The 13394-nt window shown below is 59.1% G+C and carries 13 protein-coding genes; all 13 read right to left on the reverse strand.

Going from position 1 to position 13394, the window contains the following annotated elements:
• Window positions 1–185: 185 nt before the first annotated feature.
• On the reverse strand, window positions 186–980 hold the full coding sequence (gene larB / locus P1S46_02725) for a nickel pincer cofactor biosynthesis protein LarB (GenBank protein MDF1535400.1): 795 nt from the start codon (window positions 978–980) through the stop codon (window positions 186–188).
• Window positions 981–1100: 120 nt separating this feature from the next.
• Complete coding sequence (gene folD / locus P1S46_02730) at window positions 1101–2024, reverse strand: bifunctional methylenetetrahydrofolate dehydrogenase/methenyltetrahydrofolate cyclohydrolase FolD (protein MDF1535401.1); 924 nt, start codon at window positions 2022–2024, stop codon at window positions 1101–1103.
• A 111-nt stretch (window positions 2025–2135) separates the two neighbouring features.
• Complete coding sequence (locus tag P1S46_02735) at window positions 2136–2618, reverse strand: chemotaxis protein CheD (GenBank protein MDF1535402.1); 483 nt, start codon at window positions 2616–2618, stop codon at window positions 2136–2138.
• Entirely contained in the window at window positions 2615–3244 is a 630-nt protein-coding gene (locus tag P1S46_02740; GenBank protein MDF1535403.1) for a chemotaxis protein CheC, read from the reverse strand. Before P1S46_02740 ends, P1S46_02735 begins: the two co-directional genes overlap by 4 nt.
• A gap of 4 nt (window positions 3245–3248) precedes the next feature.
• Complete coding sequence (locus tag P1S46_02745; GenBank protein MDF1535404.1) at window positions 3249–5279, reverse strand: chemotaxis protein CheA; 2031 nt, start codon at window positions 5277–5279, stop codon at window positions 3249–3251.
• 31 nt (window positions 5280–5310) lie between these two features.
• Window positions 5311–5703, reverse strand: a complete 393-nt coding sequence (locus tag P1S46_02750) for a response regulator (protein MDF1535405.1) — start codon at window positions 5701–5703, stop codon at window positions 5311–5313.
• On the reverse strand, window positions 5703–6200 hold the full coding sequence (locus tag P1S46_02755) for a chemotaxis protein CheW (protein ID MDF1535406.1): 498 nt from the start codon (window positions 6198–6200) through the stop codon (window positions 5703–5705). Before P1S46_02755 ends, P1S46_02750 begins: the two co-directional genes overlap by 1 nt.
• 4 nt (window positions 6201–6204) lie before the next feature.
• Complete coding sequence (locus P1S46_02760) at window positions 6205–7464, reverse strand: methyl-accepting chemotaxis protein (GenBank protein ID MDF1535407.1); 1260 nt, start codon at window positions 7462–7464, stop codon at window positions 6205–6207.
• A gap of 24 nt (window positions 7465–7488) precedes the next feature.
• A complete protein-coding gene (locus P1S46_02765; GenBank protein MDF1535408.1) occupies window positions 7489–8382 on the reverse strand; it encodes a protein-glutamate O-methyltransferase CheR in 894 nt (297 codons plus the stop codon).
• Between the two features lie 221 nt (window positions 8383–8603).
• Window positions 8604–9929 carry a TrkH family potassium uptake protein gene (locus tag P1S46_02770; GenBank protein MDF1535409.1) on the reverse strand — a complete coding sequence of 442 codons (1326 nt, stop codon included), beginning with the start codon at window positions 9927–9929 and terminating at the stop codon, window positions 8604–8606.
• Window positions 9930–9941: 12 nt separating this feature from the next.
• On the reverse strand, window positions 9942–11561 hold the full coding sequence (locus P1S46_02775) for a GAF domain-containing sensor histidine kinase (GenBank protein ID MDF1535410.1): 1620 nt from the start codon (window positions 11559–11561) through the stop codon (window positions 9942–9944).
• A gap of 2 nt (window positions 11562–11563) precedes the next feature.
• A complete protein-coding gene (locus tag P1S46_02780; protein MDF1535411.1) occupies window positions 11564–11983 on the reverse strand; it encodes a hypothetical protein in 420 nt (139 codons plus the stop codon).
• Window positions 11984–12260: 277 nt separating this feature from the next.
• Window positions 12261–13238 (reverse strand): response regulator, encoded by a 978-nt coding sequence (locus P1S46_02785; GenBank protein MDF1535412.1) that lies wholly within the window; start codon window positions 13236–13238, stop codon window positions 12261–12263.
• Window positions 13239–13394 lie beyond the last annotated feature (156 nt).

Consider the following 13394-nt stretch of genomic DNA (forward strand, 5'->3'; position numbering starts at 1 on the left):
TGGCGTGACTCGCAATGACAGGCTTTAACCCAAGACTTAGGCCTTTCTCTGTGACCTCTGTGAGCTCTGTGGTGAAATCGCTCTTAACGCTTTTACAGAAACCGCGCTTTCTACCTGTGTACCCTGTGGTAAAACGATCGGTTTTGGGTTTTGAGTCCAAAGTTGATGGACTCGCAAAAAGTCCATCAACGCGCCCCGCGCGGGGCGCCCGAGCCTGTCGAAGGGTCCTCTTCCTGGGCATTTCCCAGGATGAGATACGCGGCGACGGCAGCGCTGTAACCGTTGTCTATGTTGACCACCGTCAGGCCGCAGGCACAGGAAGAGAGCATGGTCAGCAAAGGTGTAAAACCGGCCAGGGAAGCCCCGTAACCGATGCTGGTGGGGACTCCGATCACCGGGACGCGGACCAGACCGGCGACCACGCCGGGAAGCGCCCCTTCCATCCCGGCCACGACGATGATGACTCCGGCTTCGGCCATCTCATCCCGATGCGCCGCCAGACGGTGAAGGCCTGCAATACCGACATCGTATCCCCGCCGCACCTCCATGCCCAGGAAGACCGCTGTCCTTGCGGCCTCTTCCGCCACAGGGAGGTCGGAGGTCCCTGCGGCCATGACCATGACCCGCCGCCCCCCGGTGTGTGGAAGCATCCCCAGATGGAGAGTTCTGGAGACAGGATCGTGATCTGCTTCCGGCCAACGATCCAGGACCGCTGCAGCGGCCGTTTCCGACACCCTGGTCACCAGGACCGGATCACCGGAAGCCGACAGGCGCCCCACGATCCCGACGATCTGCTCCGGGGTTTTCCCCTGTCCGAAGACCGTCTCCGGCACTCCCCTGCGCACCCGGCGATGAGTGTCCAGGTGGGCGTACTCCATGATGGCGGAGGGAAAATCGGCCAGGACGGAAAGCCCTTCATCCGGCTTCATCCGGCCCGAGGCGATCTGTTCAAGTATGTCGAGGAGCTGTTTTCGGTCCATAGCTAACTCAGTCCAAAGCCCAAAGTCCAAAGCCCAAAGTAACAGTTCGTGGATCCACATATCCAAATACAAAAAGGGTTCTGCGGGTTCTCTTTGGGCGTTGGTCTTTGGACATTGGACTCATCCCTTCACTCTCCACCTTGCCGCCTTCATGGTGTTGGACATGAGAATGGCCCGGGTCATGGGCCCCACTCCTCCGGGAACCGGTGTCATGAGGGAGGCCGTTTCAGCCGCGTCCGGGGAGACATCACCCACGAGGGTGTAGCCCTTCTTGTCGAAATCGGCCACCCGGGCCGGGTCGCCGAGGATGACGGGCGGGGCATCGTCCCTTGCCAGGGAGTTCATACCCACGTCGATGACCACGGCACCGGGCTTTACCCACCCTTTTTCGATCATGAGGGCACGCCCTACGGCGGCAACCAGGATGTCGGCGCTGCGGCACACATCCGCAAGATCCCGGGTGCGGGAGTGACAGATGGTCACGGTGGCGTGTCGGTGAAGGAGCATGAGGGCCATCGGTTTGCCCACGATGTCACTTCTCCCCACCACAACGGCGTTTTTACCCCTGGGATCCACTCCTTCCTCGTCCAGCATCCTCATGACCCCCGCGGGTGTGCACGGCATGAGAACCTCCAGATCGCCCCTGACCAGCCGTCCCACGTTGGCGGGGTGAAACCCGTCCACATCCTTGGCCGGGTCGATGCCGTCGAGGATCTTCTTGGTGTCGATACCTTCGGGCAGGGGAAGCTGTACGAGGATGCCGTCTACAGAGTCATCCCCGTTGAGGCGCTCAACCAGCGCCAGGAGTTCCTGTGTCGTGGTATCCGCCGGCAGACGGTGAGAAAAAGATTCGATACCGCACAGGCCGCAGTCCCTGATCTTCATCCTGACGTACACAGCGCTACCCGGATCGTCTCCCACAAGGACAACGGCAAGGCCCGGAGCGCGGCCGTGGTCCTTGTTAAACCGGGCCGCCTCGACGGCCACTTCCGCCAGGACTTTGGAGGCGATGAGATTGCCGTCAACAAGTTTCGCATGGCTCATGGTACGCACTCCTGTTTCAGATTTCAGAGGTCAGATTTCAGACCCCGGATCTATCATATTAAAGTTCTTCTCTCTTCAGGTTACTGACTACTGATTACCGGCCACTGCTTATTACAGCTCCTTCATTCCCCCTCTCAGGGTCCTGACGGTCAGGACCCCGGTATCGGTCATGAATTCGACACTCCTTCCCACTGTCCCCCCAACATCCTGTGCCACCAGACGAATGCCGAAATTGTCCAGGGCCTTTCTGGCAGCCAGGATGTTCCGAGCCCCGATCCGCCTCCCCTTACCCTTGAACTGCCCGGCGAACATATCGGCCCCTCCGGTTATCTTCGCAACGATCCCGGGAGGCGATATTCCCTGCTGCTCCATCATCCGGACCATACCGGCAACGGCCGTGTCCGCGAATTTGCCCGGGGTGTCCGTATCGTTATTGCCATAGGCCATGGGCAGCATGATGTGGGCCATGGACCCGATGCCCTCATCACGGGCAAACAGGACCACTGCCACGCAGGATCCCAGACCATAGGTAACCAGTTTTACGGGCCGCCAGGCCAGGCGAAACTCCGATATACCCACGACAACCGGTTTCATGAACCGGATTCCAGCCGTCCGGCGGCCTCCAGGAGGAGCTCAATACCGGCGTCCCCCGGCAGAAAAACGGATCGTACGAGGCTGCCTCCCGAACTGGCAGCGAGGTTGAAGACCAGCACTGTCACCTCGTCGGTGGCAGAACCGATATCAGCCAGGACAGCGTCCAGGATCGCCCCGGCCATATCCTGAACGGGACAGGGCGGAAGGCTGATCAGGATCCTGTCTGAAAGGCTGGACAAAACGGTGAGCAGGTTGCCCGTCAGGATGTTGCCGATCTCGGCAAATGCGGAAAGTTTCAGATCCTCGTCGCCGTCCCTGTCCCGACCCAGGAGAACTTCCTCCAGAGCCTCCACTCCCGCCTCGGGAAACAGGAGCAGGGCGTTTCCCTCCAGGTCGCCCTGAAAAGGTACGAGGACACCGATTGCCGGAGCGTTCAGCCCACCGAACAGGGAAGGGATCTCCTCCAGCTTCAGGGTCAGGACCTCGGATGATGTAATGCCCACAGGCAGTCGGGAAAGCCTGCCCAGAGCGTTCCCGGTCTGGGCAGCGGCAATGGCCGCCACCTCCCTTATAGCCTCGACCTGTTTATCAGAAAGGGTCGCTCGTGAGGCAGATCCGTCTGTCATCGGTCTAAAAGAGGTTACCCAGATCAAGGATCGGCACGATGCGCCCGTCACCGAGGACCGTCATCCCGGAGTACCGTTTGAGGTACTGGATCGGATAGCACAGCGGTTTGACGACAATGTCCACCTGGCCGACAACGCTGTCGACGACAAGGCCGACGACACGGTTGGTCGCCTCCACCAGGACGACATTGTAGACGGGCCGGCCGTTCATGGGCGACTGGATATCGAGTAACTGGCCGAGATCGAACAGGGAAATGAGATCTTCGTCGAGATCCAGATAACGCCTTCCCTGGCTCTCGCTGACTTCTCCTTCTGTAACCCGGATGGTTCTCGCCACCCTGGTGATGGGAACGGCAAAGGTGTGGTCCCTGACCGAAACAAGCAGCATCTTGACGATGGCCACCGTCAGAGGCAGCCTGAGGGTAAACGTGGTGCCCTCTCCGGTACTGCTCTCGATGGACAGTGAACCTCCCAGGCCCTCAACTGCGGACTGGACGACATCCATCCCGACTCCGCGCCCGGAAACATCCGTGATCTCGGTGGCAGTGGAAAATCCCGGACGCGACACCAGCATCACCGTCTCCTCTTCGCTGATGACTTTGGCCTGTTCGCGGGACAAGATCCCCTTCTCCACAGCCTTGGCCTTGATCCGGTGCAGGTCCATGCCGCGCCCGTCATCAATGACCTCGACGTAAACCATATCCCTCTCACGGTAGGCTCTCAGGACGATCCTGCCTGTCTCATCTTTCCCGGCCGATGCCCTTTCCCTGGCATCCTCAAGCCCATGGTCGACGGCGTTCCTGAGGATATGGATGAGGGGGTCACCCAACTCCTCGAGGATGACCCTGTCAAGTTCGATGTCAGCACCGATGACTTCCAGGCTGACCTGTTTGCCCCGTTGGCGGGCAAGATCACGCACGACCCTTGGCAGTCTCTGGGTCACCGTTTCCAGGGGCATCATCCTGACCTTCATCACTTCACTGTGAAGACCGCCCACCAGGTGATCGAGCCTGGTCAGAACCTGGTCCACATCCCTTGAGCCACTGCCGGCGAGCAGATCTTTCAGGCGTCCCTTGGTCACGATGAGTTCACCGATCAGGTTGATGAAGGTGTCGAGAAGGAGGGTGCTGATACGGACAGTCTTGGCATGAGCAGATGTCGCTGAGGACGGTTCCATCTTCGGCTTCGAAACCTCGGCCAGCGGAGCCGTTGCCGGGGAAACGGGCGCTCCTGGTGACAGACCGGGCGTTTCCACCCCCTCCCTGCGGGAGGCGGAAACCTCGACCTCACCCATTTCGGCCAGTGACTGCAAGGTTTTGACCACCTTCTGCTCATCGGCGCCCACCAGGCTCACCGTGACTCGCCCGGGATAGTTCCCTGACTTGATCTCCTCGAGGGAAGGTTCACAACGGGTTATCGTGCCCAGGGATTCAAGTTTTCTGACAGCCAGGTAGGCCCGGGCGGCCGGGACGAGGCTGTCCTCGGCGATCTGGAACCGGAGCACTATTTCACCCTCTTCCGCTGTGCCCGGTCCGATCGGACCAGGTCCCGTGGGCTGGTCGGCCGTCCCGGCTTTAGCTTCGGGGATTGGTTCAGGTTCAGGTTCCGAGGCAGGCCCGGGCTGGGTCGGGACCGCCTGCTCCCCCGGGGCGGTCCCATCGATGACCCCCCTGATCCTGGAAAGCAGGGCGGATGTCTGGAGCTCATCCAGGCCCTTGTCCTGCTCCACCGCGTCCACCAGTTTATCCAGGATATCCATCCCCTCGAGGAGGATGTCGATGATCGGTGATGAGATCGCTGTCTGCCCCTTGCGGACCGTGTCCATCATGTCTTCGAGCTGGTGGCTCAGCTCCGCGATGATCCCATAGCCCATGGATGCCGACATCCCCTTGACGGAGTGGGCGTGACGAAAGAGCTCGTTGATGCTGCCCTCAGACCCGGGTTCCTTCTCAAGGACCAGGATACAGTTACTCATCCCCTGGACATGTTCCCTGGCTTCGGAAATAAAAAGATCTTTGTATTTGGACATGTCCATGGTGGTCATCGACCTCCTGGAGGGGAACGGATCAGGCGCCGCGGGTCTCGTCCAGGATCCTTACGACGACATCGAGGACCTTTTCCGGCTGGAACGGTTTGACGATAAAATCTTTCGCGCCGGCGTCCAGAGCCTCCATGACCAGGCTGTCCTGGCCCAGGGCGCTGCACATGATCACGTTGGCGGCGGGATTGAGGTGCATGATCTCCCGCAGCGCCTCGATCCCGGTCATCTCGGGCATGACGATATCCATGGTGACGATATCAGGGGTGTGCTCCTTGTACCTTTCAACAGCCTCAATGCCGTTTTCCGCTTCGGCGACGACCTCATACTTCTCACCGCTGTAATTCTTCCCGTTGAAGATCTCCGCGATCATGTTGCGCATGAACATGGCATCGTCAACGATCAACACCTTGATAGCCATCAGTTATCCCCTTTCGTGAACTCACTGTCGATCCAGACCCGGAGCTTTCCAGGGTTGATCAGTGATACAAGTTTTCCTTTGTCACGGAAAACGCCCTCGATAAACGCAACAGAGCTGTCGTCTTCCACATTGTCCCTGGCAACCTCTTCCAGGGTCGTGTAGGCGGTGAACCCGGTGGTGCTGTCTATGAGAAGAGCGAACCCTCCGTATTCCGCTGTCAGGATGAGCAGGAGCCCATCAACGCCGGGAGTTTCGGAAAGACCCAGGAGCCCGGCAAGTGAGAGCACCGAGGCCAGGTTGCCGTGAACGTTGATCACGCCCGTCATGAAGGCAGGTGACAACGGCAGCGGCGTGATGTCAGCAGCCTTGTAGATCTCGGCCATGGCCTCAAGGGGCAGGGCAAAATATTCTTTCCCCACGGTGCACATGACCACCTCGTGCTCAGGGTGCCGGCTTTTTTCCTCGGAATTGCTTTCCAGGATCACAGGGTCAGTCATGATATCAGACCTTGAACTCCTCTGACAGTTTTCTCAGCTTGTCGGAGAGAGCCGTCAGGTCCTGGGCCGAAGCCGCGAGTTCCTCCATGGAAGCGGTCTGTTCCTCTGTGGCGGCCGACACTTCCTCCGTGGAGGCGGCGTTGTCCTCGGCAACCTTGGAAACTTCGTCGATAATACCGGTGATGTCACTGGCAGCCGCACTCTGGGCCTCCGTCAGCTGGGATATCTCCTGTGCATGGGAGGTGGATTCCATGACCGCCTTGACGATCTCGTCCAGGGACTCTCCCATCGTCTGGAGGGTGTCCTGGCCCTCGTCGAGAACTCCCGTCACATCCTTCATGTTCAGGAGGACCTGCTCGCTCTCGTTCTGGATCCTTCCAACAATGCCCGAGATGCGTTCGGCGAACTGTTCGGTATTGGCGGCCAGTTTCCGGATCTCCTCGGCGACCACCGCGAAACCGCGACCTGCCTCCCCGGCGCGTGCAGCCTCGATAGTGGCGTTCAGGGCCAGGAGCGTGGTCTGCTGGGCCACGTTGGTGATGATACTGACGATCTCCCCGATCTCCTTGCTCCTCTCTCCAAAACTCATGACCGAATCCCCGGTCCTTGAAACCGAGTCGAAAACCTGGCCGATCTTGGCGATGATGTTTTCGGCATGTTTCCTGCCCGCTTCCGCGGTAAAACCAGCCTCTGAAGACACCTTGGAGGAGGTCCTCGCCTTTTCGGCTACGGCCACGAGGTTCTGGGCCATGTGATGGACAGTGCCGGACATCCGCTCCACCTGGCTGGCCTGTGTCTCCGCGCCCTTGCTGATCCCGTCGATGGCAGCGGCGATCTCCTCAGTGGACGCGTTCATCTCCTCAGCTGTTGCGGACAGGGTCTGGGCCGAATCGTGGACATCTTCGGAAGAACCCTTGAGACTCCTGGCGAGAATGGACAAGCGCTGAACCATGACCCGGAACGATTCCCTCAGATCCGTGAACTCGTCCTCGAAGTTTCTCCTGGCCGGTGTCAGGTCGAGGGTGAGGTCTCCCTCGCTGATGCTGTTGGCGACGTCCCGCATTTCCCGGATGTCCCTCGTGATCCCCGTTGCGAAAAGGCTGCCGAGGCTAAGGCCCACAGCGATCGCGGCTGAGGCGGCGCCGAACTCCTTCCAGGCCCCTTCGTTGACCCCGAAGAGGTCGAAGAGGTAAGGGACAAAGACCACAACGGCGACGACGACCAGAAAGGCGAGGATCAACTTGTATCGCATTTCCATTCTCATGACAGGAGACTCCTTTTCCGCAATTTAAAGGTCTATCGGGCCAGGCTGTACGTTCCCGTCAGCCAGAGGCATATCCCTGAGCCGGTAGATCCGCTCGGTGGGCGATATGCTCTGGAAAAAGAGCCTGTTCCGCCCGATGAGCGTTTCGGCTTTGCCCAGCATGAGGAAACCGCCGGGGTGCAGCTTGCGGGAGAATCCGCTGATGACCCTTTCCTGGTTCTCCCGTGAAAAATAGATCAGAAGGTTCCTGCAGACGACAAGGCTCTGGGCCTTAACGGGGTTATCCCTGAGGATATCCTCGGTGCGGAATGTAACACGTTCCCTCACCTCGTCGCTGACGCTGAAACTCCCTTCCTCTTCAACAAAGTACTCTCTGATATCCTCGTCCTCAAGGTTCTTGAGTGCCTCCAGGCCGTATCTCCCCACCTTTCCCCTGGCGAGGATCCTGTCGTCAACATCGGTGGCCAGGACGGTGAAGGGTGTCTGGATCCGGTGCCGTTTTTTGGCTCTGAGAAGAACGATAGCCAGGCTGTACGGTTCCTCCCCGCTTGAGCATCCCGCGCTCCAGACCCTGAAATGACCGTAAACGCTGTGTTCCGCCACCAGCCTCGGGAGGACGCTTCTCTCGAGGTATGCGAACGCGGTGGGATTGCGGAAGAACTCGGTGACGTTGATGGTCATGTACTGGAACAAACGTTCCAGCTCTTCCCGGTCCCTGGACAGCTCCCGGTAATAAGAACCCAGGTCGGCGTGTCCCTTGGAACGGACCTTGAGGTAGATCCTTCTCAGGATACACCTCTCCTTGTAGGCCTCCAGATCGAACCCCTTTTCCCGGATCAGGAGCTCCTTGAGGGCCTCGAAAGCCCACCTGTCCTTTTCCGGGAGATGACCGACCTGGGAAGCCTTGACCGCTACCAAAGGGCGGCCTCCGTAACCTCCGGAGATTTATCCGTTTTTTGTATCATAGCGAATTTTAGGGGTCAACGGAGAACGGTGAAAAGTTTACAGTTCACGGTTCACGGTTCACCGTTGAAATCCTCCCGTTTCCGTTCTCAGCGCCAAGCGCCAAGCACGAAGCGCGAAGTTACTTGAACGATTCCATCTTCTGTTCTGCATCTCTCTTCGTTCTTCGCTCTATTTTACCCTATCGGCAACCCCTGTTCGGGGAAAACCACCTTCGGCGGAGACGGCTTACGGGCCAGGGCGAGGATAAGGCTCAGGGGGCCGACGCGGCCGGCGAACATGGTGAGAATAATGATCACCTTGCCCGCGGCGGTAAGCGAGTCGGTCATCCCCATGCTGAGCCCTACGGTACCGAATGCCGACACGGTCTCGAAGATCACCGCTGCGAACCTTCCGCCGCCGCCCGTCGTGCCGAAGAGAACCATGAGGAAAGTGGCGACAAGGACCCATGCCACCGAAAGGAAAAAGATCGCGTTGGCGCGGGTCACTACCGTTTCCGGCAAGGTGTTCCCGCCGATCTCGGTCCGCTCCTTGCCCGCCAGGACACTTCTAAGGTTGGCGACCAGGACGGCGAAAGTGGTTGTCTTTATCCCTCCTCCGGTAGAACCCGGCGAGGCACCGACAAACATCCATATCATCATCCACAGGATAGTGGGAAGCGCCAAAGAACCGATATCGACCGTGTTGAAACCGGCTGTCCTGGTGGTCACCGACTGGAACAGTGCCGTGGTCACCTTGTCCAGGTATCCTGAACCGGAGAGAGAGCGGCCAGACTCCACGAACAGGAACAACAAGGTGCCCACAACAATGAAAAGCCCGCTCATCCTGAGCACCACACGGCTTTGAAGGCTCAGGGGCCGCACCGTCCCCCTCCCCAGTCTCGACCGCAGATGCCGATAGAGATCGTAGACAACCCAGAACCCCAGGCCACCGGATACGATGAGGACCATGAAGACAAGGTTTACCCACTGGGATGACCTGAACCCTTCCAGGCTTTGCGGGAACAGTGTAAAGCCTGCGTTGCAAAAAGCCGAGATGGAGTGGAAAAGGGCCCTTGGCAACCCGCTGTCCCCCGGCCCCATCATCAGGAAAAGGGCTCCTGTGAACTCCATGGCGAAGGTGAACAGGATGATGCTCCCGATGAGGTGGGGGATCGAGAACTCCTCAACCTGGTTCAGGGCTTCACGGAGGGCGAGGCGATCCCTCAACCTCGGATTGACTCCAAGGAGCAGGCCGAAAAAGGTGGACAGGGTCATGAGACCAAGCCCTCCCACCTGCATCATGACGGCAATGGTCGCCTGGCCCAGGGGCGAAAGAGCCCGGCCGATATCCAGGACCGAAAGTCCCGTAACACATGTGGCTGAAGTCGCTGTGAAAAGGGCATCCAAAAGGGGCAGAGGCTGTCCGCCCACCGCTGACCACGGGAGGGAGAGGATCACCGTCCCGACAGCGATCACCGAAATGAACCCTATGAGGATCGCGAGGTAGGGGTTCTTTTGCAAAAAAACGATCTCCTACGGACCGGTATTTTCAGCTACGGGCAGCGTGATGATAATGCGGCACCCTTCGTCGAACTGCTCGTCGAGGGAGATGTCCCCTCCCTGCCTGGCCATGATGGCACCGGCAATGGTCAGGCCAAGGCCCGTACCCTCCGGTTTTCCGGTCATGATGTCCCCGCCCTGTTCAAAGCGGTCGAAGATCCGGCTGCGGTCTTCCAAAGAGATCCCGGCCCCCGAGTCCTCCACCTGGATAAGGACCTTGCTGTCCCCTTCGCTGCGAGCCGTCACCCGCGTGTAACCACCCTGCGGTGTGAACTTCAGGGCATTATCCAACAGCTTTTCGAAGACCTTGATCATCTTGTCAGGGTCCACCCTCACCAGTGGCAGACCTTCGGGAAGATCCAGGGAGAGGTCGACACCCTTGTTCCCGAAACGGCCCCACTGCCCCCGCACCGCCTCCTCCAGGAAGTAGTCCACCCCCACATCGCGGTATATGAAGAGGGTCGTACCGGTGTCGAGCCTCAAAAGATCGGTGCTGTCATCGATGAGGCTCGAAAGCCGGGAGGCTGCCTCCATGATGACGTTGACCTTGTCGATGTGGGTTGCATCAGCCAGGCTTCCCTTGAGGAGTTCCAGGTAACCGAGGATGATCGTGACCGGTGTTCTGTATTCGTGGGAAACATTGATGATAAAATCGGACTTTATCCGGTCGATGGCCTGGAGCTTTTCATAGGCCTCCCTGAGCTCCACGGCCTTGCGCTCAAGGTTGTGATAAAGACGTGTACGCTCGATGCTGACAGAGATGTGGGCAGCCACCACGGTGAGGATGTGGAGGTCGTAATCGCCGAGGGGCTCATCCCTCCACTTGTTATTGGCGTTGATCACCCCGATGACCCGATCGCCAACCTTGAGGGGGACGCAGATGAGGGACTTGCTGCTATACCTCTTGTGGCTCTGCGGCTTACCGAACCTGGCGTCGGCCTCCACATCCTGGACGAGGAGAGGTTCTCCCGTCAATGCCACCGTACCTGAAACGCCCTTGCCCACCTCCATCCGCGTGATCTCGATGATCCGTGCGCTCAACCCCCGCGCCGCCCTGATGGTGAGGTGTTTCTCGTCGTCGTCAAGGAGCATGATAGATACGATGGAGTAACCAAGGTCTTCGGAGAGGTGGATGACGATCCTTTCGAGCACATCGTCGATCCCCATCCCCGGCTCGAGTTCCAGGGCCAGGTTCACGATGACCGTCGCTTCGGCGTAGCGCTCCTCCATCTCGTGCCACATGGCGAACTCCTGGCGCCTGCTCCGATAGACCTGCGCAGCCTCAGCAAAGACCCGGGCTATCTCATCCTTTCCGGAGGTCGGGGGAAGGAAAGCCGTCACCCTCACACCCAGGAGATCCTCGCTGGTAACATCCCCGGGGAATGCCCACAGAAGGAGCTGGGGCTGAAGATCGGCACGGGACGAAAGGCAGGGATGGCGACCAATCCTTTCGGCCCTTGTGACCAGGATGTCAGGGGGGACGGCCCCCGGGGCGCCCAGGATGACCTCGAAACCTTCGCGGCCGGCCGCCTCCGAAAGGGTGGTGGTCGCAGCCTGGTCGACCACATCGAGATGGATCCTGATGGCTGCCATGGTCACACGGCTGCCAGGTTCTTCTCGTGTTCTGACAGGAGAGTGAGAAGAGCTTTTTTGGCCGTCTCCTTGTTCAGGTCACCGAGCCCCCCGAAAACCCAGCTTTTCATAGCCGTTGCCCAGCCTGCCGACTGGAGCCACTCGCTGATGGCTTTAGCTTCACTCCACGAACCGTCATCACCCGAGGGGATCAGGACCAGGATACCGTCGATCCGGACACCGCCTTGAATCAGCTTGACCGTCATGTCCCTGAGCTTGCCTTTAAGACCGGTTGCCACGATCTCGAGATCACCGCCGTCGACAGTCAGGGTCGCCTTTTCACCGCGTCCCCTGGGAGAAAGCTCAAAGGTGCCAAAAAGCCCGCCTAAAAAAGCCTGCCGGGCCTCCTCGGAAGGTGAAAGGATCAAGTAGCGGACTTTCACATCATCACCTCATAAACTTTATTGGACTTTTTGCGACCCAACTACAGGTAATGGACTCGCAAAAAGTCCATCAACGCGCCCCGCTCGGGGCGCCCAAATCAATGACCAGCCGCGCCTGGGAAGGGCGCCCGGATCGATGACCGCCAAAAGCAGCCGCGCCTGGGAGAGGCGCCCGGATCGATGACCGCCAAATATGCCAGCGATCCGTGAGGAAAGGAAAAACCCCGCTTTTTCCTTTCCGTTGAGCAAAAGGCCCGCACGGACTTTTGCGACCCTATTATAGTTTATCAATAGCAGCCCTGACGCCGCGCAGGAAAGCTGTCATCCGCCCCGTTTCCGTCTGTACACTGAGCAGCCCCTTTTTCACCGCGGCGGTCACGAGGGGATAGAACCTGTACGGCGGCAGGCCGGAAAGTCTGAGGGCGTCGGCAACCGTGCTGCCCCCCTTGAACGCTGCCGCAAGGAGTATCATCTCCTCATCGTCAACGGCAGCCTTTTCCGAAAGAAAGAGAGGCCCGTCACCGGGTGGAAGTTCGCGGATGGCCTCTTCCATCTCGTCCGACAACCGGACCCCTTCCATGAGAAGCTCCTGTCCGCTGCCCGGATCGATGTTGCCCTCGATCTCCAGGGCCTTCTGATCGAGTTTGAAGCGGCCATCCCTCCAGCTGAGCATGACGTTGAAGGCCTCCACCCCATTCCAGGCCCCTGTCTGGGCGAAGATCGGCCCCCCCTTGTCGAAATAGACTTTCCCCGTCCCTCCCGGGGTCTCCAGCAGGAGCATCCCGGTCTTTCGACCCATGTCGATGAGCTGGATGACATCGACCAGATCGACCTCTTTCAGCAAGCCTTCCAGGCTTCCGAGTTCCTTCAGGTCGGTGACCTTCCTGGTAATGGAACGTACCTTGGCCTTGAGTTCCTTGATGGAGAAAGGCTTCGTGATGTAGTCGTCAACTCCCATCTCCAGGCCCACGACCCGTTCATCCACATCCTTTTTGGCGCTGAGGAAAACGAAGGGGACTGCCGAGGTCTCGGGCCGGGATTTGATCTTGCGGTAAAGGCCATACCCGTCCAGCCTGGGCATCATGATGTCGGAGAGGATAATATGGGGCTTGATCCGGACAGCCTTCTCGAAGGCATCAAGACCGTCAACGGCCTCCACCACCTCGAACTCTTCCTCGAAGGCCAGGCGAAGCAGATGGCGGATATTCTCCTCGTCGTCGACGATGAGGATCCTTGTCATGGATGTATCGGCCACTGGTACCCCTTCCAGGCAGCGTGTCGGAACCCGAAACCCTCCGGGGACCACATGAGGGTCAGGATTTCGGGTAATAACTCTTGACAGGGTCGCAAAAAGTCCAATCCGGGACTTTTCGCTCCACGGAAAGGGAAAAGCGTCGTTTTCCCTTTCCTT

Source organism: bacterium (assembly GCA_029210545.1).
GTDB lineage: Bacteria > BMS3Abin14 > BMS3Abin14 > BMS3Abin14 > BMS3Abin14 > JARGFV01.